This is a genomic window from Vibrio sp. RE88, from assembly GCF_013113835.1.
Classification (GTDB): domain Bacteria; phylum Pseudomonadota; class Gammaproteobacteria; order Enterobacterales; family Vibrionaceae; genus Vibrio.
The window spans coordinates 384961-411543 of sequence record NZ_VTYQ01000001.1; the positions used below are offsets into that span (position 1 = coordinate 384961).

The 26583-nt window shown below is 48.5% G+C and carries 22 protein-coding genes; 10 read left to right on the forward strand and 12 right to left on the reverse strand.

Features of this window, described 5'->3' with window-relative positions; genetic code table 11:
- Positions 1-26: 26 nt before the first annotated feature.
- Both F0265_RS01855 and F0265_RS01860 read right to left on the reverse strand, forming a co-directional pair.
- Positions 27-1409, reverse strand: a complete 1383-nt coding sequence (locus tag F0265_RS01855) for a HAMP domain-containing sensor histidine kinase (protein ID WP_171747532.1) — start codon at positions 1407-1409, stop codon at positions 27-29.
- On the reverse strand, positions 1387-2067 hold the full coding sequence (locus F0265_RS01860; protein ID WP_006961865.1) for a response regulator transcription factor: 681 nt from the start codon (positions 2065-2067) through the stop codon (positions 1387-1389). Before F0265_RS01860 ends, F0265_RS01855 begins: the two co-directional genes overlap by 23 nt.
- Before the next feature lie 171 nt (positions 2068-2238).
- Here F0265_RS01860 and F0265_RS01865 point away from each other — a divergent pair, with 171 nt between their 5' ends.
- A complete protein-coding gene (locus F0265_RS01865; protein ID WP_040122112.1) occupies positions 2239-2739 on the forward strand; it encodes a heme-binding protein in 501 nt (166 codons plus the stop codon).
- 79 nt (positions 2740-2818) lie between these two features.
- Here the strand turns inward: F0265_RS01865 and F0265_RS01870 are convergent, their stop codons facing one another.
- The 5 genes from F0265_RS01870 to uraH form a co-directional block, all read right to left on the reverse strand.
- Entirely contained in the window at positions 2819-3967 is a 1149-nt protein-coding gene (locus F0265_RS01870) for a crosslink repair DNA glycosylase YcaQ family protein (RefSeq protein WP_171747533.1), read from the reverse strand.
- Between the two features lie 167 nt (positions 3968-4134).
- Complete coding sequence (locus F0265_RS01875) at positions 4135-5496, reverse strand: 8-oxoguanine deaminase (RefSeq protein WP_171747534.1); 1362 nt, start codon at positions 5494-5496, stop codon at positions 4135-4137.
- A 134-nt stretch (positions 5497-5630) separates the two neighbouring features.
- A complete protein-coding gene (locus F0265_RS01880; RefSeq protein ID WP_171747535.1) occupies positions 5631-7034 on the reverse strand; it encodes a nucleobase:cation symporter-2 family protein in 1404 nt (467 codons plus the stop codon).
- A gap of 163 nt (positions 7035-7197) precedes the next feature.
- Entirely contained in the window at positions 7198-8541 is a 1344-nt protein-coding gene (locus F0265_RS01885) for an NCS2 family permease (protein WP_171747536.1), read from the reverse strand.
- Between the two features lie 137 nt (positions 8542-8678).
- Positions 8679-9032, reverse strand: coding sequence for a hydroxyisourate hydrolase (uraH, locus tag F0265_RS01890; protein ID WP_171747537.1), 354 nt, complete (start codon positions 9030-9032; stop codon positions 8679-8681).
- Between the two features lie 351 nt (positions 9033-9383).
- On the opposite strand from uraH, the gene puuE reads away from it, so the two are divergent.
- The 6 genes from puuE to F0265_RS01920 all read left to right on the forward strand — a co-directional run bounded on the left by puuE (position 9384) and on the right by F0265_RS01920 (position 16124).
- Entirely contained in the window at positions 9384-10307 is a 924-nt protein-coding gene (puuE, locus tag F0265_RS01895) for an allantoinase PuuE (RefSeq protein WP_038156774.1), read from the forward strand.
- Between the two features lies 1 nt (position 10308).
- The gene (gene uraD, locus F0265_RS01900; RefSeq protein WP_064486780.1) at positions 10309-10824 is read left to right on the forward strand and encodes a 2-oxo-4-hydroxy-4-carboxy-5-ureidoimidazoline decarboxylase; all 516 of its coding nucleotides are present in this window, start codon (positions 10309-10311) and stop codon (positions 10822-10824) included.
- 96 nt (positions 10825-10920) lie between these two features.
- Positions 10921-11907 carry an allantoicase gene (gene alc / locus F0265_RS01905; RefSeq protein WP_019274945.1) on the forward strand — a complete coding sequence of 329 codons (987 nt, stop codon included), beginning with the start codon at positions 10921-10923 and terminating at the stop codon, positions 11905-11907.
- A 14-nt stretch (positions 11908-11921) separates the two neighbouring features.
- On the forward strand, positions 11922-12485 hold the full coding sequence (locus F0265_RS01910; protein WP_171747538.1) for an ureidoglycolate lyase: 564 nt from the start codon (positions 11922-11924) through the stop codon (positions 12483-12485).
- Positions 12486-12549: 64 nt separating this feature from the next.
- Positions 12550-13857, forward strand: coding sequence for a urate hydroxylase PuuD (locus F0265_RS01915; protein ID WP_171747539.1), 1308 nt, complete (start codon positions 12550-12552; stop codon positions 13855-13857).
- A 344-nt stretch (positions 13858-14201) separates the two neighbouring features.
- Positions 14202-16124, forward strand: coding sequence for a methyl-accepting chemotaxis protein (locus tag F0265_RS01920; RefSeq protein WP_171747540.1), 1923 nt, complete (start codon positions 14202-14204; stop codon positions 16122-16124).
- A 38-nt stretch (positions 16125-16162) separates the two neighbouring features.
- Here F0265_RS01920 and F0265_RS01925 read toward each other — a convergent pair whose 3' ends face one another.
- Entirely contained in the window at positions 16163-16828 is a 666-nt protein-coding gene (locus F0265_RS01925) for a glutathione S-transferase family protein (protein WP_171747541.1), read from the reverse strand.
- Positions 16829-16950: 122 nt separating this feature from the next.
- On the opposite strand from F0265_RS01925, the gene F0265_RS01930 reads away from it, so the two are divergent.
- The 3 genes from F0265_RS01930 to F0265_RS01940 all read left to right on the forward strand — a co-directional run bounded on the left by F0265_RS01930 (position 16951) and on the right by F0265_RS01940 (position 20131).
- Positions 16951-17403 (forward strand): Lrp/AsnC family transcriptional regulator, encoded by a 453-nt coding sequence (locus F0265_RS01930; RefSeq protein WP_171747542.1) that lies wholly within the window; start codon positions 16951-16953, stop codon positions 17401-17403.
- A 113-nt stretch (positions 17404-17516) separates the two neighbouring features.
- Positions 17517-18011, forward strand: a complete 495-nt coding sequence (locus F0265_RS01935) for a hypothetical protein (RefSeq protein WP_171747543.1) — start codon at positions 17517-17519, stop codon at positions 18009-18011.
- A 5-nt stretch (positions 18012-18016) separates the two neighbouring features.
- Entirely contained in the window at positions 18017-20131 is a 2115-nt protein-coding gene (locus F0265_RS01940) for an ATP-binding protein (protein ID WP_171747544.1), read from the forward strand.
- A gap of 59 nt (positions 20132-20190) precedes the next feature.
- Here F0265_RS01940 and guaD read toward each other — a convergent pair whose 3' ends face one another.
- The 4 genes from guaD to xdhA are packed head-to-tail and all read right to left on the reverse strand — an operon-like array spanning position 20191 to position 26277.
- Positions 20191-21528, reverse strand: coding sequence for a guanine deaminase (gene guaD, locus F0265_RS01945; protein WP_038156756.1), 1338 nt, complete (start codon positions 21526-21528; stop codon positions 20191-20193).
- Between the two features lie 31 nt (positions 21529-21559).
- Positions 21560-22411 (reverse strand): xanthine dehydrogenase accessory protein XdhC, encoded by an 852-nt coding sequence (gene xdhC, locus F0265_RS01950; protein ID WP_171747545.1) that lies wholly within the window; start codon positions 22409-22411, stop codon positions 21560-21562.
- Positions 22412-22448: 37 nt separating this feature from the next.
- The gene (xdhB, locus tag F0265_RS01955) at positions 22449-24839 is read right to left on the reverse strand and encodes a xanthine dehydrogenase molybdopterin binding subunit (RefSeq protein ID WP_171747546.1); all 2391 of its coding nucleotides are present in this window, start codon (positions 24837-24839) and stop codon (positions 22449-22451) included.
- Positions 24832-26277: a xanthine dehydrogenase small subunit gene (xdhA, locus tag F0265_RS01960; protein ID WP_171747547.1), complete on the reverse strand. Its 1446-nt coding sequence runs from the start codon at positions 26275-26277 to the stop codon at positions 24832-24834. Before xdhA ends, xdhB begins: the two co-directional genes overlap by 8 nt.
- Positions 26278-26583: the final 306 nt, after the last annotated feature.

Below are 26583 nucleotides of genomic sequence, written 5' to 3' on the forward strand. Positions count from 1 at the left end.
CCAAGGTGTTTGTTGGCTGCTTCAGTCTATAAAGTAATGGTAAATGTACTGCCTTGATTCGGTTCAGACACCAGTTGAATGCTGCCACCTAAGTTATCGACCATGGCTGCGGCCAGTGATAGGCCCAGTCCGTAGCCTTCAATATTGCTGCGACTCGCATCAACGCGGTAGAGCCGTTCGAAAATCAAATCCTGATACTGTTTGTCGATACCAATACCCGTATCTGAGACAAGAATCTGAGCGTGATGGTCACTTGTTTTATTGGCTTTTAGACTAACTTTTCCGCCTGTTTCGGTGTATTTAATTGCATTATCGACCAAGTTCACCAGCGCCTGTGTGAGTTTTTCTGGGTCTGATTGAATGATGAGATTGTCATCAGCCATTGCCTGCAATTGAATCTGTTTGTCATCCGCCACGTCTTCATACCAACTCACAACGGTTTTCAGCACCTCAGAGACATTGGTTGAGGTGCTTTGTTGCTGACGTTTGCCAGTGACTTCATCGTTGAGCTTCATTAGAGCGGTAAGCATATTGCTGGCTTGCATTGCATATTCAGCGCAATCAGATAAAGCGTGCTCCATCTGCTGGGTGTTTTTGCTGTCTAACAGCGCGGATTGTGAAGAGAGCGTAATCCGTGACAAGGGGGTACGGATATCATGAGCAATGGCATCCACAGTCGTATTGAGTGTAGTAGTAACATGGTGCAGTCGGGCGATAGTGTCATGCACACTGGCACTGATGACGCTCAGCCCTTGCGGCGTGGCGGTTGGTTTGTCCGTCATCTCTAACTTGCCTTGGCTGAGTTTATCCAGAGAATCTCCGAGCGTAACCAGTGGTGACATCGCGCTGCGAATAATGCGGTGAGTGAACAAAGTAGTGATAGCAACCAACACAATTAAGGCGTACAAAGTCATCAGCCATTGTTTATAGGCGATAGCGTAACGCGGTTGATTGTCGAGAACTAACCAAAAATCTAGCGTTTCTCCTTTAATCTGCAGCGACATATATGGGTTAATAATGAAAGCCGTGAACCAGGATTTATCATCTGTGACGTAATCATTGAGTTTGATGTCGGCTGGCAAGTTGTTATCACCAGCGACAAAGTTGGGGCTTGCCGCAGGCTCTTTCGAAATAGAAAAGGCCGCGATATTGTTTTCGATCAGGCGATGCGGATTGGCAGTCATGACGTGAATCAGTTGATCGGCTGAATCGTAGGTAAGAATACGCTGGTATTCAGTGGCCATTGAGTTGAGGATTTTCTTTTCGGTGCGATATAAATCGAAGAAGAACATCACTCCAACCACTATTTCAACCAGTATCAGGCACAGCAATAAGATCGCCATAAACCGCATCAGTAGTGTGTTGCGTGCCTTAGCCAGTGCCTGCTCAATGTTGTGACTTGAGGACATAGCCAACCCCTCTGAGTGTATGAATTAATGGGGTATCAAAGCCTTTGTCCACTTTGCTGCGTAAACGACACACCAGTACATCCACCACATTGGTCTGCGGATCAAACTGATGGCCCCAGACTTGCTCAAGAATAGCGGTTTTTGAAATGACGGTTTCAGGGTTTTCCAACATTAGTTTGATCAACATGAATTCTCGTTGGTTGAGTTGAATTGAGGCGCCATTTCTTTCAAGTGAGTGCTTGAGGAGATCCAGCGATAACTCGCTGTAGCTCAATTGATAACTTTGGGCAGGGTTCTGCTGACCTCGGCGAGCCAGTGACTGACAGCGAGCCAGCAGTTCCGGAAAGGCGAACGGCTTGACCAGATAATCATCCGCACCCGATTGCAGCCCTTTGACTCTTTCATCGACAGAATGTTTTGCGCTCAGGATGAGAACTGGTGTTGCATGGCCTTCTCCTCTCAGTTGAGCCAAGACTTCAAAGCCGTCTTTTTGTGGCAGCATGATGTCGAGCACAATCACATCGTAAGATTCGCTGATGGCTTCATGCAATCCGTCAACGCCATTGGTGGCGTGCGTTATTGTACAGCCTTCCTGCTGGAAGCCATTGATAAGAAAGCGTGCTATGTGGGTGTCATCTTCAATCAAAAGTATTTTCATCAGCTGTCCATTTCCTCACTCTCCCTAAACAGTCCTTCATACTCTACCAACAACCTTTCATGAATTTAACCAACATTACAGCTTTGTAATGATTGGGAAAGTCTTCAGTAATAGAGCCTTAGTTAGGATGTACCTGTCGAATCAAACAAGGTCTACCTTACAGGAGTGAACATGAAAACTATCAAACTTAGCGTACTAGCAGCGTCTCTTGGCTTCCTTTCAATGTCTTTCAATGCGTCAGCCGCAGATAAAGGCCACACCGTATCAGTGACGCAAATTTCCTCTCAGTCCGCTTTCAGTCTGGCAAAAGAAGCTGTTAATCAATGTGAAGCGAAAGGCTACAAAGTATCCGCGACAGTGGTTGACCTTTCGGGCAATGTACTGGCTCAACTTCGCTCAGACGGCGCAGGCATCCACACCTTAGATAGTTCACGTAAGAAAGCCTTTACTGTGACCAGTATGAAACAGCCGTCAGGGAACCTGATGAAGCTGATAGCTGACAAGCCGATTATGCAACCGTTGCAGAATATGGATGACAACTTGCTGTTCTTGGCGGGTGGCGTACCTGTTCAGCTTGATGGCAACCTAATCGGGGCAGTTGGTGTAGGCGGAGCACCGGGTGGTCACCTGGATGTGGAATGTGCCGATGCCGCAATCAAAAAAGTGTTCTAATTTGAGTTAACCACCGCCTTTGAGTGAGCTCAATTCCCCGACCGGAATTGTCTGGTCGGGGTTTGTTTATATCTGAAGTTTAAGCGTGAATCTGTTGGATTTTAAACTGCTCACACTGATTGAACTGGGCAAAATCCGACAGCTCTTGTTCGAGGGCAGAGTGAAAGTCATCCCGTTTTCTTAGTGTGGGCTCGATATGTAAACTCAGCGCCTGAAGTGTTGATGCTGGTTTGTCTACCTTGCAATCAACACGAGCGACTAACTTGCCATCCCACATGATAGGTAAGCAGAAGTAGCCAAACTGGCGCTTATTCGCTGGCACATAGCATTCAAGCAGGTAATCGAAGTTGAAAATCTTCTGAGCACGTTTTCTCTGGATCAGTAAATTATCGAACGGAGAGAGTATTTTGGCCTTCTGGCGATTGAGGCGCTTGCCGAGCAAATCCAACGCGTCGTGGAACGTGTAATAGGTATGGCCGTCGACCTTAAATGGGAAAATCTCACCTTGTTGGCACAATTGCTCCATCGTGTTGCTGACCAGCTGTTTGGTGTTTTTGAGCAGGTAATTGATTTCCGACAGATGACCAAAACCATGTGCTCTGAGGTAATTCATCACCAAATAGCGCCCATATTCTTCATCGCTCGGCATTGAGGTATCTATTCCTTGCGGCAGTACTCGCTCTGTCAGGTCGTAAACCTTATGGAAATTGCGCCTCTCGGTGATCATTAGATCACCTTGCATGTAGAGGTTCTCCAACGCCTGCTTAGTAGGTTTGGTTCCCCAGCCCTGTTTTTTTATGCCTGAAGACTCAAAGTCTTTCGCCATTAATGGCCCTTCGTGCTCAATTCGACTGATGATGTTATTCATCAACTGGTTATCGCGGCGATACCAATGATTCTGGTCTCCGGACTCTATTGCCTGTTTACGTGGCAGAGTGAAGCGATAATCTCGCATCGGCAAATACGCAGCGGCATGAGACCAGTATTCAAATACAGAACGATTTTTTACCAGCTTATCGAGGTGATTGGGTTGATACTTTGAATTGCGGCTCCACAAGGTGTGATGGTGGGCGCGTTGAACAACCGAGATAGTGTCGATTTGCACATAGCCGATGCGCTCGAATGTTGACAGCGTGTTTTGTAACGCGCCCCCTGATTTCGGGTTGTGTGGCAAACCTTGGGACAGTAGAGCAAGCTTCTGAGCCTGTGCAATTGAGAGTGTTTCCATACTGAGTGTGAATCCTGTATCTAACTACTCGGGTGGGTGAGCGTCTGATTTGCAATGTAAATTGGATACATCAGTGTAATGAAAACACTCGAATCATTCGTTGGGGCAGATCGAATTATGAAGGAAAGAATAAAAAGCCCCAGCGGAACGCTAGGGCTGAATTAGGTCTATTCACCGAGGGCTTTTTTCGCCAAACGCGCGGCGGCGTGTTTATGTCGGTCGAGAAGTTGATGCAAGTCGACACCAATCACTTCGCTATTGAGCACGCGCCAGTGGCCGGCGACCATAACTCGGTCTGCTTGCTGCGCACCACATAAGATCAGAGCGGCTAACGGGTCGTGACTGCCAGAAAAACGAATGTCATCGAGCTTGAACATGGCAAGGTCGGCTTGTTTGCCGACGGCCAGTTCACCGATGTCACCGCGGCCCATAGCACGAGCAGAGCCTTGTGTGGCCCAGCGAAGGGCGTCGAAATGGGTGACATTGGCTGAGCCGTATTGCAGTCGTTGCAAGTACATCGCCATACGAACTTCGGCAATCATGTTAGAACCGTCGTTGGATGCTGACCCGTCGACACCTAAACCGACTTTGACGCCAGCAGCTTCCAAATCGTTGTTTTTGCAGATCCCCGATGCCAACATCATATTCGATGTCGGGCAATGGCTGATCCCAACACCTGCTTTGCCGAGACGGCGGATCTCTTCTTGATTGAAATGAATGCCGTGTGCCAGCCAGGTTCTATCATTCAGCCAACCAACGTCTTCAAGATAATCGACAGGTCTGAGGCCGAATTTTTGCAGACAGAAATCTTCTTCATCGAGTGTTTCACACAAATGCGTGTGCATCATGATGTTTTCCTGCGCGGCAATGTAGGCGGTTTCCTTCATCAGATCTGTGGTTACAGAGAAGGGCGAACACGGCGCTAGGGCGATTTGAGTCATGGCGCCATCGTGATGCTGGTGGTACTGGCGAATTAAGCGTTGGCTGTCATCGACAATCGCTTGTTCTGTCTGAATGGTGTGACGAGGCGGAAGGCCACCTTCATCTTCGCCGAGGCTCATTGAACCACGGGTAAAGATGGCTCGTACGCCAAGTTTCTGCGCGGCTTCAACCTGAAGATCAATCGCATGTTCGAGTCCGTTTGGCAGCAGATAGTGATGATCGGATGCCGTGGTGCAGCCAGATAGCATCAGTTCCACCAGTGCCAGCTCAGTCGCAACACTCATCATCTCTTCGTCGAGATTCGCCCACACCGGATAAAGGCTTTGCAGCCAGTGGAACAGTTCTTTGTTCAAGGCATCAGGATAGGCGCGAGTCAGGGTCTGGTAGAAGTGATGGTGGGCGTTTATTAAGCCGGGGGTCACCACATGGTGCGAGGCGTCGACGACGTAATCTATCTGATGAGACGGCGTCTCGTTTTTTGCGATAAGTTCGACAATTTTGTTTCCCTGCACCACCAAACCTCCTTGCGCGTCTTGATGATTTGCAGTGTAAATTGCCAGTGGATTCTTAATCCAGATGGTTTCCATTCATAGTAATCCTTAGCCATCTCAGCCATTTCAGGGGAGAGGGTCTTGATCGATTTTAGGTTGAGTCATTGCCAGACTTGTCTGACGCTAAGTGCGTTTCGGTTGCTTCTAGAGAGGAGCAACCAAAACAGTCGTTATTCTTGCTGAGCTTTCAACGGGCTTTGTGCGTCTGGTGTCTGCTCTTCTTTCTTAGACTGTGCCAGCTCTTCTTGCACTTGATCGCGGCTCTCTTTGAGTGCATCGCGCTCTTCTCTGCGGCTCGATTTAGGTAGCAGTTGATGCAGAAGGACGGTTGCGATGGTGCCTGTTGTGATACCTGAGTGAAGGAAGTTGGCTATATCATGTGGTAAGTGCTGTAGCAGACGCGGCTCAAACGTGACCGCCAAACCTGAAGCAAGGCCGACACAAATCACCAGAGCGTTACGTTTGGTGTCTGCGGCTGTGATCAGCATACGAATCCCAGCATAAGCAATCATACCGAACATCACAAAACCGACGCCGCCTAATACCGGCTTAGGAATGGTGACGGCAATCGCAGCCAGTTTCGGGAAGAGTCCGCCTAGGATGAGCAAGCCACCGGTTGCAGCGACGACAAATCGGCTGGCAACGCCCGTAATGCCGACAATACCGACGTTTTGACTGAACGAGGCCAGTGGCATCGCAGTAAGAATTGCGGCAAGCGTACTGCCAAGGCCATCACCCAGCAAGCCACGTTGCAAATCTTTACCTGATACCTGCTTGTTACAGTTGTTGGCGAGCGCCATGAAGTCGCCTGTAGCTTCTGCGATCACGACAATGTAAACCAAACTCATACTAACAATCGCGCTGGCGTGAAAACTTAAACCGTATTTAAGCGGTTCTGGGCCACCGACCCAAGCAGCGGTCGATACGTCGTCCAGATTAACCATGCCCATGGACAGGGCAACGATATAACCGCCTGCCAGACCAATCACGATGGCAGACGCTGCTACGGCACCTTTACAGTAAACCGATACCGCGACCACAATGCCCAGTGACACTATGGCGAGGAAAAGCTTGGGTAGTGTCGCGAAGTTTTCACTGGCAGCAGGCGCATCGCCGACCCAGTTCATTGCGACTGGCAATATGGTCAAACCGATCAAGGTGACGACCACGCCGCTGACCACGGTTGGGAAGAGCTTGCGTACCTTATCCATATAGAAGCTGGCGAGAATCACCACCAGTGAGCCGATTAACGCCGACCCCATGATGCTGGCCACACCACCTTCGCGGCCTATCGCAATGGCGACGCCAAGAAACGCAAAGCTGGAACCCATTACCACAGGTAAGCGAATACCAATCGGACCAAAGCCGAGACATTGCGCTATGGTGACAATGCCAGAAGCGAGTAGGGCGGCATTAATCAGAGAAACAATTTCTTCGTTGGGCAGCCCAATAGAGGCTCCGACGATAAGGGGAACGGCAACGATGCCGCCAATCGACGCCAGCATATGCTGGAGTGCAAGGAGTAAAGTGATGCCATGAGGCGGTTTTTGGTCAAGCGTGTACAGAAGTTTCATTTGTTTTACCTCAGAGAGAGTTGGCGTAATTGGTTATCTCTCGTTGAGTGGGGAGTGCTCCCACTAAACAGGTGACAGACTTCTACAAACTGCGTAGGGTCGACGGATTTTGCGTGTATTAGTCTCGCCTGAGCACAAGCTCAGGCGAGGTGGTGGAGATGGGTTAGATGTAAACCAGTTTAGCGACGAAGATCACCGTTAGGATGTACATCGAGATAGAGACGTCTTTGGTTTTACCTGTGGCAACTTTGAGCACAGTGTAAGTGATGAAGCCTAACGCGATGCCGTTAGCAATCGAGAAGGTCAGTGGCATCATCAGTGCGGTAATTGCAGCCGGAGCACCATTAGTGAAGTCTTTCCAGTCGACGTGCTGCATGCTGCTCATCATCACAAAGGCCACATAAATCAATGCACCAGCGGTCGCGTACGATGGGATCATCCCTGCCAGAGGCGATAGGAATATTGCCGCTAGGAAAAGCGCAGCAACCACAATGGCAGACAGACCTGTACGAGCACCCGCAGCCACACCAGCGGCACTTTCAACATAGCTAGTCACCGGAGGACAACCTACACACGCACCCGCCACACTGGAGATACTGTCAGCTTTCAACGCTTTGCTTAAGCCTTCAATCTTACCGGTTTCCTTGTTGATCAAGTGTGCTCGCTCTGCCACACCCATCAGTGTGCCAGCGGTATCGAACATATTGACGAACAAGAAGGCCAGAATCACGCTCACCATCGAGATGTTAAATGCGCCAGAAATGTCCATTGCCATAAAGGTTGGAGCAATACTTGGTGGAGCAGAGAAGAAGCCGTTGTAATGAACCAGTCCTAGCATCATGCCGACCAAAGTGACACTCAGAATACCGATGAGAACCGCACCGAAGACTTTACGTTCGCTGAGCACTGCGATGATCAGGAATGCGATGGCAGCGAGCATAGCATCTGGTTTAGTGAAATCGCCTAATGAGACCAAAGTTGCTGGGTTTTCGACGACAATACCTGCGGTTTTAAGACCAATCAGACCAAGAAATAATCCGACACCGGCTGTCATAGAGAAGCGCAAGCTTTCCGGAATACTTTCGATGATCCACTGGCGAATCTTATAGAAGCTCATCCCGACAAACAGGATACCAGAGAGGAACACTGCACCCAGTGCCACTTCCCAGCTGTAACCCATTTCACTAACGACAGTAAATGAGAAAAACGCGTTGAGGCCCATACCCGGTGCTAGGCCGACCGGCCAGTTAGCAAACAGCCCCATTAACAGACAGCCGATGGCTGCACCGATACAGGTTGCGACAAAGACGGCGCCTGAATCCATTCCAGAAGCGGCCATGATCTGAGGGTTTACGAAAATGATGTACGCCATTGTGGCAAAGGTGGTGATGCCCCCGATCATTTCATTCTTGACACTGGTTCCATGTGCTTTCAGTTTGAAAAAGCGCTCCAAAAAGCCACTAGGTTGACCTTCGGTATTAAGCACTTCTGCTTTGCTTTCATTCATGTCAGCAAGTCCTTTTATTTTGGTGTTTCTTCAATTGAAGACCGCACTTCGCCTGGACGTCTCTGTCTCAGACGAACTTCAATTATCCCGATTGAATAGTTATATGACGCTGTTAGGTGACGCTTATCGTTATTGCGTTAGCTGCCCCGATAAGTCGAGAAGCTATAAGGTGAAACCAGTAGCGGAACGTGATAGTGCGCATCTTTCTCACCTAATCCAAAACGGATCACGACGTCATCGAGAAAGGCAATGTCTCCCAGATCGACGTCCTTGTTGCGAAAATAATCGGCAACGTGAAAAACAAGCTGATACTTACCAAGCTCAAAAGCTTCACCTTCTAAAACAGGCGCGTCAGTGCGGCCATCAAAGTTAGTTGTGACGGTTTTAATCTTGGTTAGGTTGTCACCTTCCACCCGGAACAGTTCAACTTCGATGTCTGCACCTGGCAGGCCATGCATTGTATCCAATATGTGTGTGGTTAGTTTTCCCATAATTCCTGTTCGCGCGTCGCGCTCTCCTTAGCTTTGAGGTTATTCCAAATTGTATACAAAGATGTTTTATAACTTTGTTGGATATCTATATATGTACACAAAATATTCATATAGTAAAGCGCATTGTTATAAAAATGTTACTAGTGGATAAATTGAAAAATGAATTTTGTGAAGTGTAATTTCGCCTACATTGACGCGCATACCTTTGTAACTGTTTGATTAATATGCTTGTGTTGATAAAAAGTAACTTTAGCAACAAAATCTTTACATTAAGATATTTTATTGTATACAATGAATGTATGAAGTTGATGTGGCGTTACAATCACGCCAAGCTTTTTAAGGAGAGCCTGAATGGATAAGGATTATTCACGAGATCTGGTTGGCTATGGGGCGAATCCTCCGCATCCCAAATGGCCGGGCGGTGCTCGTATCGCAGTGTCATTTGTATTGAATTATGAAGAAGGTGGTGAACGTTGCCTTCTGCATGGAGATGACGAGTCCGAAGCCTTTCTATCTGAAATTCCAGCCGCTCAACCTATCAAGGGTGAGCGCCATATCAGCATGGAGTCTATCTATGAATACGGTAGCCGTGCTGGTGTGTGGCGTGTCTTACGCCTGTTTGACGAATACGAAATTCCACTCACCGTTTTTGCGGTGGCTATGGCGATTGAGCGACACCCTGACGTGGCAGAAGCCATGGTGCAAGCTGGCCATGAAATTTGTAGCCATGGCTATCGCTGGATTGATTATCAGTACATGGATGAGTCACAAGAGCGTGACCACATGGCAAAAGCGATTGAAATCATCAAAGAGGTCACAGGCAGCCGACCACTTGGTTGGTATACCGGTCGCACTGGGCCGAATACCCGCCGTTTAGTGGCTGAAGAAGGCGGATTCTTATACGACTCCGATGCCTATGATGACGATTTGCCGTATTGGCACACCGAAGCGGGTCGTCCGCAATTGGTGATCCCATACACTTTGGATGTCAATGACATGCGTTTTGCTACCGCTCAGGGGTTTAACTCTGGCGAGCAATTCTTCCAGTATCTGAAAGACACGTTTGACACTCTCTATGAAGAAGGCGAATCCGCTCCGAAGATGATGTCGGTCGGATTGCATTGTCGCTTGATTGGTCGACCTGGCCGTCTCGCTTCACTCAAGCGTTTTCTCGATTACGTAAAACAACATGATGATGTGTGGCTATGTCGCCGCATTGATATTGCTCACCACTGGCATGAGCACCACCCATACACACCAAAGAAGGAGAAGTAATATGACTGAATTTCGTACTTGTAAACCATCAGAGATGGCTCGCGCGGAATTTGTCTCGCATTTTGGTGATGTGTATGAGCACAGCCCATGGGTGGCCGAATCGGTGTTCGATAAGGGTCTCAACACCGAAGACAACAAAATTGAAAACTTGCACCTGCGTATGGCAGAAACCTTGTTGGGTGCAGAGAAAGATCAACAACTGGATCTGATTAACGCTCACCCGGATTTAGCCGGACGTGCTGCCGTTAATGGGGAACTGACCGCAGCCTCGACTGCTGAACAAGCGGGGGCGGGCATTGACCAATGCTCGGCGGACGAGTTCGAGAAATTTACCACTTATAACAACAGCTACAAAAGTCGCTTCAATTTTCCCTTCATTATGGCTGTGAAAGGGGCCAATCGTTACCAAATTCTTGAGTCGTTCGAGATGCGATTAGGAAATGATAGTGAAACTGAGTTTGCTACTGCGATTCAGGAAATCAACAAGATTGCGCTGTTTCGCCTGCGAGATATGTAAGTCACAGAGCTGGCGACTATCCCGTAATAACGCTCTCTAGAGAGCAGATAACTGACTCACTTAACCTATTTTTGATTAATTGGAAGGATGAAGGAAATGTCCTTAGATTTCGAACAATACATAAACCTCGCTGATGACAAACTGGGCGCTCAAGCTATTTACGCGACCGACGATTTCTTTGCTGATAAAAGCCGCCTTTTGCGCCGTGAAGCGCCGGAGTGGAAGGAAGGTGTTTATGACGATAATGGTAAATGGATGGATGGCTGGGAAAGCCGCCGTAAACGTGGTGAAGGCTACGACCATTGTGTGATTCGTCTGGGCCTAGCTGGCACGATTGCAGGCGTTGACATCGATACCTCTTTCTTTACGGGTAACTTCCCACCATCGGCGTCTATTGATGCGTGTTACTCACCAGATGGCGACCCAACGGATGCCACTGAATGGCAAGAAATTCTGCCGTCAATGAGCTTGCAAGGCGATCATCATCACCTTGAGCAAATTGAAAGCGACGAAGTGTTCACTCACTTACGTCTTAACATCTATCCAGATGGCGGTGTTGCACGTCTTCGTGTTTACGGCCGACCAAGTGTGGATTGGGACCGTATTGATGCTCAGCAGAAAGTGGACTTAGCCGCTGTTGAAAATGGTGGTCGTGCGTTGGCATGTAGTGACGAGCACTACGGTAACAAATCTAACATTCTTGGCCCTGGCCGAGGCGAAAATATGGGTGATGGCTGGGAAACCGCACGTCGACGCACACCAGGAAATGACTGGGTGATCGTTGCGCTGGGCCATGCTGGCAATATTGACCGTGTTGTGGTGGATACTGCGCACTTTAAAGGCAACTTCCCAGATAGCTGCTCTATTCAAGCGGCCTATGTTAAAGGTGGCACGGATGACCAAGTGGCGACACAAAGCCTGTTCTGGCGTGAACTTTTGCCAGCGCAGAAGCTCAAGGCACACGACATTCATGAGTTTGTCTCTGAAGTGAATGAACTGGGTGCTGTGACGCACGTTCGTCTGAATATCTTCCCGGATGGTGGTATTAGCCGTCTGCGTTTATTTGGAACTAAAGCGGAATAAGCGAGGGAAGCACAATGAGCAATGGAATTCGCCGATTAAAAATAGAGCCACTCACCAAAGAGGCGTTTGCAGAATTTGGAGACGTTATTGAAGTCGAAAACAGCGACTACTTTATGATCAATAACGGCTCGACCCGTCGTTACCACAAGCTGGCGAGCACGGACGTACAAGATCAAGGTGGTGAAGCCATCATCAGTATCTTTCAGGCCACGCCGCTGAGTTACCCGTTAACGATAAAAATGCTGGAACGTCATCCGCTTGGCTCGCAGGCCTTCGTTCCGTTGCTTGGGCGACCATATTTAATTGTTGTTGCGCCAAAAGGAGATGACCCGCAGTTGTCGCAAAGCCGTGCCTTCATTAGCAATGGCCGACAAGGTGTCAATTACCACAAAGGCGTTTGGCATCATCCGGTGCTGGCGCTGACCGAGCGTGATCAGTTTTTGATCGTCGATCGAGGTGGTGAAGGGCATAACTGTGATGAAGTGTTCTTTGACACCGATTTGGTCTCTCTGCATCTGGAAGATGTTCCGGGCAACAGCAGCACGGATGAAGAGCAACGCATGGAACAAGCGTTGTAATGCTGGCACTGCCCATCGCAGGGTTCCTGTGATGGAAAGCGCTGGTAGTAAATAGGAGTTTATTATGGATCCACATATCACGGAGTGGTTGAATCTGGCGATTCGCTGGGTTCACATGATAGTCGGGATCGCCTGGATTGGCGCATCGTTTTACTTTGTTTGGTTGGAGAACAATCTAAACCGCGTTAACCCGAAAACTGGCCTGTCAGGCGACCTGTGGGCGATTCATGGCGGTGGTATCTACCACCTTGAAAAGTACAAACTTGCGCCACCAGAAATGCCAGAGCACCTGCACTGGTTTAAATGGGAAGCATACTTCACTTGGATTACCGGTGTGTTGCTACTGGCGGTTGTTTATTACCTCAACGCAGAAATCTATCTGATTGCACCGGGCTCTGGCCTGTCACCTACCACTGCTATTGCGATTGGTGTGGGTGCGTTAGTCGCGGGCTGGTTCATTTACGATCTCTTGTGTGATTCGCCTTTAGGCAAAACCCCGATGTTGCTGGGACTGGTTCTGTTTGTGCTGCTTGTTGGTGCGACCTACGGACTGGCTCAGGTCTTCAGTGGCCGTGGTGCTTACATCCACGTTGGTGCCATCATAGGTACTATCATGGTGGGTAACGTTTTCCGCGTTATCATGCCAGCGCAGCGCAATCTGGTGAGTGCGATTGAAGAAAACCGCGAACCGGACCCGGCACTGCCAGCGAAAGGCTTACTGCGTTCTCGCCACAACAACTACCTAACATTGCCTGTACTGTTCATCATGATCAGTAACCACTTCCCGAGCACTTACGGTTCGGAGTACAACTGGGCGATTCTAGCGGGTCTGGCGATCTTCAGTATTCTAGTACGACACTACTTCAACACACGTCATGGCAGTCAGAAATTTGCTTGGACGATCCCTGTGGCGGCGTTGGGTATGATCACGTTGGCATTTGTGACTTCTCCTTATGCGAACCGACCAGCAGCGCCAGTGGCGAAAGCACCAGTCGTACAACAGCAGGCTGCGCCTGTTGCCGAAGCCGCAACAACAGAAGCAAGTGAAACCGCATCGGCATCAACCACTGAGCAGGCTCCTCAGGAGCAAGCAGCATCTACAACAGGTGGTGTCAGCTTTGCCGAAGTGAACAAGGTCATTCAGGAGCGCTGCTCTGTATGTCACTCTGCCACGCCAACGCACGCAGCATTTGCGGTTGCGCCTGGAGGCGTTGTACTGGATACCCCTGAAGAGATCTTAACGAACGTTCCACGCATCATTTCTCAGTCCGTTGCGACTAAAGTGATGCCGCTGGGCAACCTTACTCAGATGACTGATGAGGAACGATCCCTTATCGGAGTTTGGGTGGAACAAGGTGCAGTTATCCAATAACTGTCCTTGCGGGACTGAGTGTCAGCCTGACTTCCTGTCATCCTATGTTCAGGCTGACATAGACTCCTCATTCCCAGCTGTCTCCAGACAGTGTATTTCCCTTTCCCCGGAACTTGTTCCGGGGTTTTTTATAGGTGTTAAGAAGCAAGAAATGCAAGGTTGTTGAAGTTGTGATGTTTATCTTCAATCAACGCATGCAGAAATTTCGGCTGTGCTACGTTTACTATTGATAGGTAACGTATTAGTCGTAGATAAAAGGCTGAGAGCGACATTTCTACCTTCTTTCTCTTTTCGCGGGCTCATTAGATGGGCTCTACATTGGTCAATCACAAAAGGAATTAGATGTGACGAAATTAGCCATCAGCATCAGACACAAAACCATACTGGCAACAGTATTGGCTGTGGTTCTGGTGATCATCGTACTGATCAGTACCACCGTTAGCCAAGGTCGTAAGATCATTCTCGACCAAACTTATTCACAGCAGCTTCCGGCGTCGCTGGGAGAGGTGAGCAATAAAATTAAGCTTGAGCTGGAGAAACCGCTGGTTATCGCAGATGTGATGTCAGAGCTTTCCCAGCTGACCGAATTTACCGGAGAAGGCAGTGCACAAATCGTCGATATCCTTAGCCGTATCAAGCAACAGTTCGGTGCACTGACGGCGTTCTACGTCAATACCGTTGATAGTAGCTACTACATTCCGACTGGCAAATTGAAAGACATGTCGGCGCAGTCTAATGATGACCAATGGTTTTACGGTTTTCTCGCCAGTGATAAGAAGGTCGAGCTATCGATTGATGTCGATGACGCTTCGGGTGTCGCGACCGTTTTTGTCAACCATGTGGTGATGCAGCAGGGCAAACGTATTGGTGTCACCGGGATTGGCCTGTCGCTACAAAACATGGGGAAAACCGTCGCCAACTACTCACTGGGTGAACAAGGTCAGCTGATGCTGGTCGACAATCAAGGCATCGTGAAAATTCATGCCGATGCCAACCAAGTGGGTAAATCACTCAACGATTTGCAGCTACGAGAATTGGCAACGGAGCTGGGCAAACTCAGTGACACAGATTCGCATATTATTGAAGCTGAAGTGAATGGCAGCGCCATGATTGTCGGGTTTATTGCCTTACCAGAGCTAGGTTGGACATTGGTTTCTCTCCAGCCCCAAAGTGAAGTGCTGTCGGAGCTGAATCAGTTTATTCAGACCATGACTTACATCGGTGTGGTGGTGGCCTTACTCTTTATTGTCATCAGTGCTTATATGACCAACACGCTGCTCAAGCCATTGACGACCACTGCAGATTTGCTGCTGGAAATCGGTGGTGGTGGCGGTGACTTGACGCAAAGGCTGGATGAAAGCCGTAATGACGAAGTCGGCAGTATTGCTCGTGGTTACAACCAGTTTGTCGCCTACATGGGTAATGTCTTGCAAGAGATCGACCGCTCGCGCGCTGATTTAGTAGCGACCATTGATCATATTGATTCTCAAGCCAGTGAGATGAAACATCAGATCCAAGGTCAGGAGCAGAACATTGACCAAGTTGCGACTGCGATCCATGAAATGAGCGCCAGCTCGGAAGAGATCGCCAGTAATGCCAATAACACGTCAGACAATGTGCAGCAGGCGACAGTAGAAGTGAAGCATGGTTTGTCATCGGTCAGTGACACATTTGCTCATACTGAAGCAATGAGTCGACAGCTGGATCAGAGTAGTCAGAGTATTGAGAAGCTTTCCAGCGATATCAACGCCATTGATACGGTACTGGATGTGATCAGCGGCGTGTCGGAACAAACCAATTTGCTGGCACTCAATGCGGCGATAGAAGCAGCTCGTGCAGGCGATCAGGGGAGAGGATTTGCAGTGGTGGCCGATGAAGTTCGCACCTTAGCATCACGTACTCAGGATTCAGCCAGCGAAATCCGCACCATTATCGAAAATCTGCAGAGCCTCAGCGATACGGTAGTGAAAGAAGTTGGCCAGAGCCACAGCACCGGTAAAGCGTGTTTAACCGCCGCTCAGGCTTCTGAGAAGCATTTAGAGTCGATCAATCAGTTTGTGGATGAGATTCACCAACTGAGTAGTCAGACCGCCACCGCGACCAATGAGCAGTCTCAGGTTATCAATGAAATTGCTCCGCATGTTTCGAGTATTGCTGATGTGGCACGCAGCAACACTGAAATGGTCAATCAAACCTCCCATCATTGTGCCGATCTGAAAGACAATGTGAACTCTCTCAGCCAACTGGTGGCCAAGTTCAAGTTCTAACTCATAAGGCGGCCACAGGGCCGCTTTTTTATTGGAGGCTAGGGATCGTTACGGTAGCCGGGCAGATAGATGGGCTCCTGCTGGTAAGCCTCATCTAGCCATTCTCTTACGTATGGGCGATTGAGAAGTTCACTGAACCAACGTTGGGTATAAGGCCATCGCTCATCGGCCTCAAGGTGAGAAGAAAAACGCATTACCGATGGCAGCAGCATAATGTCGGCGATGGAAAACTCTCCCACCAAGTACTGCCCACCGTACTCGTTAATGGTGTCGTTCCAGAGCTGATAAATGGCTTCAATTTGCGCTGTCTCATCTTGGCTCAGCGCTTTTTTGTCCGGATAAAATGCACTTTCAAACGATAAGGCTGAGCAGACACGGCCAAAAGTGGAATGCTGCCAGGCGGTAAACGATCTGGCTTTGGCCCGTGCGCCAATGTCCCCTGGCCACAAACTGTCTTCACCGAGTTCACTGGCGTATTCAGCGATCGCCAGTGAGTCAAAAATGATCAGGCCATCATCATCCAGCACGGGTACTGCTGCGGGTGGAGAGAAGGTGCCGATATGCTGCAGGTTTTCCCAACGTTGCGGGCGGCGGATATCGATAATCCGCTCTTCAAAAGGAATCCCCTGTTCTTTTAACGCCAACCAAGCCCTGAATGCCCAGCTAGAGGCATTGCGATTACCACTGTAGAGAATGCGTTTCATGTTGCGTCCTTTCTGATGATGATGGCTCTATTATAAGATTGCCCCGCTGCTGGTTCGCTTGAATATCGACATATAAACGCCTATAAAAAGGCGTATATCTTCATTTAACGCGGAATAATGGCATGGATGCTTTTGATCATCACATTCTTCGAGCGCTTCAAAACAACAGTCGCATCAGCAGTGAAGTGTTGGGTGCTGAGATTGGTTTATCCCCCTCGGCCTGTCAGCGGCGGATTAAAAAACTCAAACAACAAGGGGTGATCAAGCAAGAAGTGGCGGTGCTGGATGCAGCTCAACTACCGGGATTCATCACCACATTGGTGGATATCACTTTGGAGCGTGGCGGAGAAACCGCGCTGGATGAGTTTATTCGCGCGCTTGAAGCCGAACCGCAGGTTCAGCAGTTCTATTACGTAGCGGGTGACGTGGATTTTGTCGTCATTGTGGTCACTCAGGATATGAAGGCTTATGACGCACTGTCGAGGCGCCTGTTTATGTCCAACCAAAATATCAAAAAGTTTTCGACCAAGGTGGTGATCCAACCGGGAAAAGTGAGCCTCGAACTCCCTGTGTGAAAACAACAGCTTTTGTTGCCGCTTCAAGGGCTTGAAGGGGCGCTTAGTGAATCCTTGTCTATAATGATAAGAATGTAAATTACATCTTAATCAATAGATACCAGAGGTTTCCTATGTGTCGCACTATGCTGGTCAGTATCCTTAGCCTTATGTTCACCTACAACGCTTTTGCGTTGCCCACCCCCGAAGGTGAACCGATCTTGTGGGTATCAGGAAAGATCAGCCAGTCCAACGCTGAAAATGGTGTGGAGTTTGATCAAGCCATGATTGCTAAATTGGATCAGGGTGTGATTAAAACGAGCAATCATGTGGTGGATCAAGTGATGACTTATCAAGGCCCAAAGCTGACCAGCTTGCTGGATTTCGTCGGTGCAAAGGGGACCGCGGTCAAAGTGATTGCGTGGGACGAATACGTTAAGACGATATCGATCGCGGACATTGAAAAGTACGGGGTGTTGCTCGCCACCCATGAAGATGGCGTCAAGATGACCATCGATGGTAAAGGGCCATTTTTTGTTGTCTTTCCATTTTCCGACTATCCAGAATTACAAAACGACTTCTATTACAGCTTCTCCGTCTGGCAAGTTAGAGAGATTGTCGTCGAGTAATGGCTATGAAAGCACACTTGAGGGAAAAGAGCCGCCGCTACTTCGTGGCGACCATTGCGACTCTGTGTACCGTGTTGATATGCGTGATTGTGTATGTGTTTTACTCTCTGGCAGAGATAAAAAACATCTCACCGGATCCGTACGTCACCATTATTAACAACAACATATCGGTGAAGACCAAACTGCTGTCGGTCAAAACGGAAATCTTGCAGTATTCACTTAATAAAAGCAGCAAAGGGCTGTCCAATCTTAAGTTTAAAGCGCGTGTCTATAAGTCGAGCATTATGCAGGACTTACTGTCTGAAAGAACCAATAAAGTCCATGAAAAGTTTGGTGATGTAGAGGAACTCAGAGAGGTCGTCGCGCAGATTGATTCGTTTTTTGACATGGTGAATCGAATGGAGGCTGATCTCTCTACTGATCACGTTCTTATCTATCTCGACAGCGTCTATTCCCGTCTCAATGTCTATCTGGCAGGGTTTGTGTCAGAAGTTCAGCGTAGTCAGAGCCAATTTAATCGTTACAAAGAGAGCTTTTACGATCGGCAATACGTCTATCTTGGCATTATTTTGGTGTGCTCCATGCTGATGACTGGGGTGATCTCTCGCATGTACCTCAGTCAGACTCGTTTGAGTAGCGACTTGTCTGACCGCACCAAAGTGATGGAGGAAGCGAAGAAAAGTGCCGAGCAGAGCTCCGTGGCGAAAGCGAGATTTTTAGCCAACATGTCTCATGAAATGCGTACACCGCTCAATGCCATCATCGGCCTGAGTCAAAAAGAGTACTATGAGGGCTCTGATGAGCAGACCCGTCAGTTTCTTTCGATGATTAATCGCTCAGGCGACCACTTACTTAAGCTGATCAACAATGTGCTTGATTTGAGCAAGATTGAGCAGGGTAAATCCAAGCTCGAGCAGGAGGATTTCTATCTCAGTGAGCTGGTGGATATTTCGAAAACCGTGTTTATCAATTTTGATAAAAAGCATGACGTTGAGGTGTTTTTCTCTCTATCACTGGAGAGTAATTTTAAAATCCGATCGGACCGCACCAAGTTAGTACAGATCATCAATAACCTGGGTTATAACGCGATTAAGTTTACGGCCAGTGGCTACGTCGATATTAACGTCGCTTTGCGCCGTGAAGGGCAGTCCGGACAGTTGATCATCACGGTGAAGGACACTGGGATTGGTATGGCAGCGGAGCAACTGGAGAAGGTGTTTCAGGAGTTTACCCAAGGAGACGACTCGATTACCCGCAAGTATGGCGGTACCGGACTGGGCTTGTCTATCTGCCAATCTTTGGCTTCCTTACTTGGCGGCACTATCGATGTTCGCAGTGTGCCTGATGCTGGCAGTGAATTTACGGTCGATATTCCTGTTGAGATTGTTGAAGACAAGCCACTGATGAGTGCCAGTCGCCTCCTTCCTTCAGTGCGTGTCGTTTCAGAAAATCATTACGCCGCCGAGTTGATCACATCAGAATTGCAGCAGTTGGGTTTGTACGATCCGGAAGGGGAGGTCAGTTTATGCTTTCTCAGCCATGACGGAATAGAAGACGACATCCTTCACATCCAAAAGCAATCGAATGGGCCGATTATCGTGTATGGCAACATCAATACCCACCCTTCAGTGATGGACAACCTGTCATTACTAAGTAAACCCTATGATCTGTTTAGTTTAATCCAGTGCCTAGAAGATAAAGGGCAAACTCATCAGCAAGCAGAACAAGTCCCGACGGCGGAACGCAATGGCGGTCTGTCTGTCATGGTGGTTGAAGACATTCGTATGAATCAGATTGTGGCAGCTAAGATGCTGATGACGTTGGAGGCGCAGGTCACCACTGCTAATAATGGTCAGGAGTGTTTGGACCTGCTGCATGAACAGCACTTTGACATTATCTTTATGGATATCCAAATGCCCGTGATGGATGGCCTTGAAGCGCTGCGTCAAATCAAACAACGCAACCTTGCGCCAGATACGGCCATTATCGCCCTAACCGCCAACACCTTTGAGAGTGACGTTCAGAACTATTTGCAGCAGGGCTTTGATAACGTGTTGCCTAAGCCATTTAAACTTGATTGGTTACGGGGAATGCTGAATAAGTATTGTGCCAGTTGCTAAACTAAAACGCCCTTGCAATGAGTCGTCATTGCAAGGGCGTGGTGTGTCTCAAAGAGAGATTAGCTAGCAAACTTTTTTGCGTCGATGCGTCCTTCTGCATCATAGGCTTTCTCGCCATAGATGTATGTCTTAGAAACAGTGCGGTCATCGCCAAGGCTCATCAGCACAAACAGCTTTTCTTCCAAGGTTTTGGCCTGTTCCATACGGAAGCGCATCAGTTGCGTTGCGTGTAAATCCAGCACGACAAAGTCTGCTTCTTTACCCACTTCAAGGTTACCAATTTTGTCTTCAAGGTGGAGTGAACGTGCGCCGCCCAGTGTGGCTAAGAACAGCGATTTCAATGGGTGCAGTTTCTCCTGTTGAAGCTGCATGATCTTATACGCTTCACTCATCGTCTCAAGAATCGAGAAGCTGGTTCCGGCGCCGACATCGGTGCCCATACCTACGCGAACTCCATGCTCTTCCAGTTTAGGCAGCTTGAAGAGACCAGAACCGAGGAAAAGATTCGATGTTGGACAGAAGGCAATTGCCGATTCAGTTTCTGCCAAACGCTGACATTCACAGTCAGAAAGATGAATGCCGTGAGCAAACACAGAGCGCTTATGCAGCAGACCGTAATGGTCGTAGACATCCAGATAAGAGTCGCGCTCTGGGAACAGCTCAAGTACCCATTCAATCTCTTTCTTGTTCTCTGAAAGGTGGGTATGCATGTACACATCTGGGTATTCTTCCAGAAGTTTACCTACAGTCGCCAGCTGCTCAGGTGTGCTGGTTGGAGCGAAACGAGGCGTAACCGCATAAAGCAGTCGGCCTTTGTTATGCCATTTTTCAATCAGCTCTTTAGATGCTTCATAACCAGATTCTGGTGTATCGGTCAGGTAGTCTGGCGCGTTGCGGTCCATTAGGACTTTACCTGCGATCATACGCAAGTTGCGGCGCTCTGCCTCTTCAAAGAACACGTCGACCGACTCTTTATGTACCGTGCCAAACACCAATGCTGTGGTGGTGCCGTTACTCGCTAGCTCATTGAAGAACAGCTTCGCGACTTTATGCGCGTAAACCGGGTTTTTGAAGCGTCTTTCTTCTGGGAAGGTGTAGTTTTCTAACCAGTCGAGCAGTTGCTCACCGTAAGAGGCGATCATGCCGGTTTGCGGATAGTGAATATGGGTATCAATGAAACCCGATGTGATCAGTTTGTCTTCATATTCGGTGATGTTGAGATCGTTTGGCTGCCTTTTAAGCACCTCTTCTGTTTCACCGATATCAATGACGTGGCCATCTTCTACTACGAGAAGACCGTCGTCAAAAAACTGATACGAGTTTTCCAGTCCGACGTCTTTTGGGTCAGCAATACTGTGCAGAAGGCTTGCACGATAAGCTTTGCGTTGAGTTGTCATGTTTACTTCCTTTAAAGGCCCTCTTTCGGGGCTAGGCGATTTTCTCTTCCAATGATGAATCGCTCAGTTGTTCTTCTTTACTGTGTGGCGTAGGGCGCTTCTCTTCAAGCTCCATTCCCTGATAGTGTGCGATGAGTTCACCCGCAACCGATACCGCAATTTCAGCAGGATGTTTTCCATTCACCATGCTGATGCCAATTGGGCAAATCATCGTATTGATCTGTTGCTGGTTATAGCCGCGCTGCGCCAAACGCATGTCGAATTTTTTGCGTTTGGTTAGCGAACCTATCATGCCGAAATACACACTGTCGTCGCGATCAATGATGGCCTTGGCCAACTCAAAATCGAGTTGATGATTGTGTGTCATGACCAGATAGTAGCTGTTTGGTGACATGTCACGCACTTCAGCGACCGGATCATCGCTCACCAGTTTGGTTACGTTACGAGGGAGTTCGTCAGGGAATACGTCTTCACGCTCATCAATCCAAGTGACACGGAAAGGGAGAGTCGAGACGATATGTAAAAGGGCTTTGGCAACATGGCCAGCACCGAATACCACTAGATGTTTTTGCGCGGTTCCAATTGGCTCGAAGCTCAGTGTTGCCATTCCGCCACAACACTGACCTAAACGAGCCCCGAGATTAAAGCGCTCCACTTTCAGTGAACGTTCACCCGCGAGCAGCATTTCACGCGCCATTTTGGTGGCGATGTGCTCCAGATGACCACCACCAATGGTGGCAATCAAACGGTCGCGAGTGACCAACATTTTTGTGCCCGCATCCCGTGGCACTGAGCCACGGTCTTCCAATACGGTCACCATCACGCAAGGTTCACTGTTTTTCTCTAGCTGTGCCAGTTCATGAATCCAATTGTCCTTAAACATACGTCTCTCCTTGAACGGTAAACCCTTGAATAACCGCTTAAACCTCTTGCGTGTTCTGTTTTGCCACTTGTTGTTGCGTTTGCGTTACCTCGTTGATTGCCATCAACACACGCTCTGGTGTTGCTGGTGTATCTAACTTAGGTATAGCACCTTCAACGGCAACTGAGGCAATGGCATCTTTCAGTGCACTCCACACTGACATGCCGAGCATGAATGGCGGCTCACCGACAGCCTTGGAGTTAAACACGGTATCTTCTGGGTTGGCTCGATTTTCCAGAAGGTGAGTGTGGAACTCGATAGGCATATCGGCGATCGCCGGAATCTTGTAGCTGGCAGGCCCATTGGTCATCAGACGACCTTGTTCGTTCCAGATCAGCTCTTCTGTGGTCAGCCAGCCTACACCTTGCAGGAAGCCGCCCTCGACCTGGCCAATATCAATTGCCGGGTTAAGAGAAGCACCTACATCGTGCAGGATGTCTGCGCGCAGAATTTTGTATTCGCCTGTCAGGGTATCAACAATGACTTCTGAACAAGAGGCACCGTACGCGAAGTAGTAGAACGGACGGCCACGCGCTTTTTCATGGTCATAGTAGATTTTTGGTGTGCGGTAAAAACCTGTGCTCGATAGCGATACTTGGTTGAAGTAAGCCAGCTGAACAAAGGCTTCGAAGGTCAGAATTTCATCACGAATCATGACCATACCGTTTTTGAACACCACTTCTTCTGCTGACACTTTGTAGTGACTGGCAGCGAAGTCGATCAGACGCTGTTTGATGGTCAATGCGGCGTTCTGGGCGGCCTTACCGTTGAGGTCGGCGCCCGATGAGGCCGCGGTTGGTGATGTGTTCGGTACTTTGTCTGTGTTGGTAGCGGTGATTTGGATACGTTCAACATCTACTTGGAACTCCTCAGCAACGATTTGCGCCACCTTGATGTTCAGACCCTGACCCATTTCCGTACCACCGTGATTCAAATGAATACTGCCATCGGTGTAAATATGGATGAGCGCACCAGCCTGATTCAGGAAAGTCGCAGTGAAAGAAATACCAAATTTCACTGGTGTGATCGCCAGACCTTTTTTAAGGATCGGGCTTTGCTTGTTGAACTCAGCGATGGCTTTACGACGGGCGTGATAGTCACTGCTTTGTTCAAGTTGCTCAGTGATTTCTGGCAGGAAGTTATCTTCAACTGTCTGGTAGTAATGAGTGACGTTACGTCCCTCACCACCGTAGTAATTCGCTTTACGGATTTCGAGTGGATCTTTACCCAGATAGCGGGCAATTTCATCCATGATGTGCTCAATGGTCATCATCCCCTGTGGGCCACCAAATCCACGGTAAGCCGTATTCGACGCTGTGTTGGTTTTGCAGCGGTGACCTGTCACGGTGGCATCACCCAGATAATACGCGTTGTCTGAGTGGAACATGGCACGGTCAACAATCGAGCTTGATAGGTCCGGAGAGTAACCACAGTTACCCGCTACGATGATGTCAGCCCCTTCAATGACGCCATCATCGTTAAATCCGATTTTGTACTGGTTGTAAAATGGGTGACGCTTGCCCGTCATGGTCATGTCTTCCATGCGAGGCAGACGCATCTTAGTCGGGCGTTTAGTCAGGTGCGCAATGACCGCAGCCATACACGCTGGCGCCGCTGCTTGCGTTTCTTTACCCCCGAAACCGCCGCCCATACGACGCATGTCGATCACGACTTTGTGCATCGAAACCCCAAGTACTTCGGCGACCAGCTTTTGTACTTCAGTCGGGTTTTGTGTCGAGGTATAAACGATCATGCCACCATCTTCGGTTGGCATCACGCTGCTGACCTGAGTCTCAAGGTAGAAGTGTTCCTGACCACCAATCTCCAGATCGCCTTCAATCACGTGTTTTGCTTTGGCGAGTGCAGCCGCTGAGTCACCGCGTTTTTGCTGGTGGCTTTCAGTGACAAACAGCTCTTTCTCAAGCGCTTCTTTTACGTCGAGTACTGGCGGTAGGGCTTCGTATTCAACAATGGCGGCTTGCGCGGCTTTGCGTGCCGTTTCCATATCATCTGCGGCAACGGCAAGTACTGGCTGGCCGTAATATTGAACCAGACCGTCAGCAAGCAGTGGATCACCCGGCAGAATGGCACCGATATCCAACTGGCCCGGTACGTCTTCGTGGGTGATGGCAATCGCAACGCCTTCAAATTCGTAACACGGCGAGACGTCCAATTTGGTGATTTTTGCGTGAGCTTGAGTACTCAGGCGTGCATACACGTGCAACTGATTAGGGAATTCTAAGCGGTCATCAATGTAAACCGCTTCACCTGTGACCTGCTTCGGAGCGCTGTCGTGTTTTACGCTTTTACCAACGCCGGTTTTCAGATCCTGCTTTACGATGGCGACCATCTCTTCTTGAGTCATGGTCTGATGATGTGCGTTAGACATAAGACGTTACCCTTGTTTCGATCTGGTTGTTGTGATGAGTCTGCTCGATGTAGAAGCGACGCAGCATGTTCGTTGCTGTCATTGAGCGGTACTCTTTGCTGGCACGGAAGTCACTCAGTGGCTCAAAATCGTTATGGATTTCAGCCATCGCGGCATCAATGGTTGCTTGTGTCCATTCTTTGCCTAATAGCGCGTTTTCACAGTGCGTTGCACGTTTTGGCGTTGCCGCCATACCACCGAAAGCGATGCGGGCATTGATGACTTTGTTGTCTTCAATCTCAATATTGAATGCGCCACAAACCGCTGAAATATCGTCGTCTAGACGCTTGGAAAGCTTGTAAGCACGGAAGGTTTCGTTCGTTTTTGATTTAGGAATAATCACTTGCTCGATAAATTCACTTTCTTGCTGAGCAGTGACTTTGTAGCTGATGAAGTAGTCTTCAATCGGCAGGATTCTGGTCTGCTTACCACGGCGCAATTTCACTTGTGCATTCAGTGCAATCAAAAGCGGTGGCGCGTCACCGATAGGGGAGGCGTTACCAATGTTGCCACCCAGTGTGCCCTGATTACGCACCTGTAGAGAAGCAAAGCGATGCAGCAGCTCACCAAAATCAGAGAAATGTTGAGTCAGAAGTTGGTAGGCATCGCTGATCGCAACGTTAGCACCAATGTGTAGAGCATCATCACTTTCTTCACACACTTTCATGTCTTCAACCAGATTTACGCTGATCAACGTTTCAATCTCGCGATGGAATTGAGTGACTTCAAGAGCCAAATCTGTACCACCAGCAACCAGCTTCGCATTTGGATTTGCAGTGTAAATTTGTGCCAGTTCGTCAATGCTACGAGGGATATATGCTGTCAGGTTGCCTTGGCTCAGGCTGGCAGGTTGCCCTTCAAGCGCTTCTAGTCGAGCAATGGTCTCTTTTTCCAGCTCAACAAACTGGTCCATCAAAGGTTCGTCAGAAGCTAGAGACAAAGCGGCGTCAACAATAGGGCGGTATCCGGTACAGCGACATAAGTTACCCGCCAGAGACTCCATGACATCTTCCTTGTTCGCCGCAGGTTTGTTCTTGCTCAGAGCAAACATCGACATGATAAAACCTGGAGTACAGTAACCACATTGAGAACCGTGGAAATCGACCATCGCCTGCTGAGTTGGGTGAAGCTTGTTTTTGTTCTGCAAGTCTTCAACGGTAATCAGCTGCTTACCATGTAGTGCGGATACGAACGTCAGACAAGAATTCACTGAACGGTACTGAAGTTGACCATCGATCACTTCGCCTAGTACCACGGTACAGGCACCACAGTCACCTGAACCACAGCCTTCTTTAGTACCTGTTTTTTGTACATGTGTTCTCAGGTACTGCAGCACTGTCATATTTGGTGACAGCTCACTCTCTTGTCTGAGTTCTTGATTGAGTAGGAAAGTAATCAAGAGACCTCCTTGTGCATTGACACTATTGTTCCAATAATAATTTTCTGACCTTTGGGTCAATAATTGGATAATTTGACTGTAAGGTCAACTTTAATTTTACAATATTGCAACATGAAATGACCGACAAAAATGTCATTAACGGGTAAGGTAAGATGATAAGTATATGAATTTAATGATGTTAAACTTTATTTTTATGTAAAAAATTTTAACGTAAAGAAATTTAATATTGTATTTTATTTTGTGTACAATCTTTATGGTGAGAAACAAAAAGTCCGGCAGGGCGCCGGACTTAGATGATGCAAAATC

What these genes read in the sequence shown, in the direction of transcription:
- F0265_RS01855 (WP_171747532.1), bottom strand. Translation starts at nt 1,409, where the DNA reads ATGTCCTCAAGTCACAACATTGAGCAGGCACTGGCTAAGGCACGCAAC.
- F0265_RS01860 (WP_006961865.1), bottom strand. Translation starts at nt 2,067, where the DNA reads ATGAAAATACTTTTGATTGAAGATGACACCCACATAGCACGCTTTCTT.
- F0265_RS01865 (WP_040122112.1), top strand. Translation starts at nt 2,239, where the DNA reads ATGAAAACTATCAAACTTAGCGTACTAGCAGCGTCTCTTGGCTTCCTT.
- F0265_RS01870 (WP_171747533.1), bottom strand. Translation starts at nt 3,967, where the DNA reads ATGGAAACACTCTCAATTGCACAGGCTCAGAAGCTTGCTCTACTGTCC.
- F0265_RS01875 (WP_171747534.1), bottom strand. Translation starts at nt 5,496, where the DNA reads ATGGAAACCATCTGGATTAAGAATCCACTGGCAATTTACACTGCAAAT.
- F0265_RS01880 (WP_171747535.1), bottom strand. Translation starts at nt 7,034, where the DNA reads ATGAAACTTCTGTACACGCTTGACCAAAAACCGCCTCATGGCATCACT.
- F0265_RS01885 (WP_171747536.1), bottom strand. Translation starts at nt 8,541, where the DNA reads ATGAATGAAAGCAAAGCAGAAGTGCTTAATACCGAAGGTCAACCTAGT.
- uraH (WP_171747537.1), bottom strand. Translation starts at nt 9,032, where the DNA reads ATGGGAAAACTAACCACACACATATTGGATACAATGCATGGCCTGCCA.
- puuE (WP_038156774.1), top strand. Translation starts at nt 9,384, where the DNA reads ATGGATAAGGATTATTCACGAGATCTGGTTGGCTATGGGGCGAATCCT.
- uraD (WP_064486780.1), top strand. Translation starts at nt 10,309, where the DNA reads ATGACTGAATTTCGTACTTGTAAACCATCAGAGATGGCTCGCGCGGAA.
- alc (WP_019274945.1), top strand. Translation starts at nt 10,921, where the DNA reads ATGTCCTTAGATTTCGAACAATACATAAACCTCGCTGATGACAAACTG.
- F0265_RS01910 (WP_171747538.1), top strand. Translation starts at nt 11,922, where the DNA reads ATGAGCAATGGAATTCGCCGATTAAAAATAGAGCCACTCACCAAAGAG.
- F0265_RS01915 (WP_171747539.1), top strand. Translation starts at nt 12,550, where the DNA reads ATGGATCCACATATCACGGAGTGGTTGAATCTGGCGATTCGCTGGGTT.
- F0265_RS01925 (WP_171747541.1), bottom strand. Translation starts at nt 16,828, where the DNA reads ATGAAACGCATTCTCTACAGTGGTAATCGCAATGCCTCTAGCTGGGCA.
- F0265_RS01930 (WP_171747542.1), top strand. Translation starts at nt 16,951, where the DNA reads ATGGATGCTTTTGATCATCACATTCTTCGAGCGCTTCAAAACAACAGT.
- F0265_RS01935 (WP_171747543.1), top strand. Translation starts at nt 17,517, where the DNA reads ATGTGTCGCACTATGCTGGTCAGTATCCTTAGCCTTATGTTCACCTAC.
- F0265_RS01940 (WP_171747544.1), top strand. Translation starts at nt 18,017, where the DNA reads ATGAAAGCACACTTGAGGGAAAAGAGCCGCCGCTACTTCGTGGCGACC.
- guaD (WP_038156756.1), bottom strand. Translation starts at nt 21,528, where the DNA reads ATGACAACTCAACGCAAAGCTTATCGTGCAAGCCTTCTGCACAGTATT.
- xdhC (WP_171747545.1), bottom strand. Translation starts at nt 22,411, where the DNA reads ATGTTTAAGGACAATTGGATTCATGAACTGGCACAGCTAGAGAAAAAC.
- xdhB (WP_171747546.1), bottom strand. Translation starts at nt 24,839, where the DNA reads ATGTCTAACGCACATCATCAGACCATGACTCAAGAAGAGATGGTCGCC.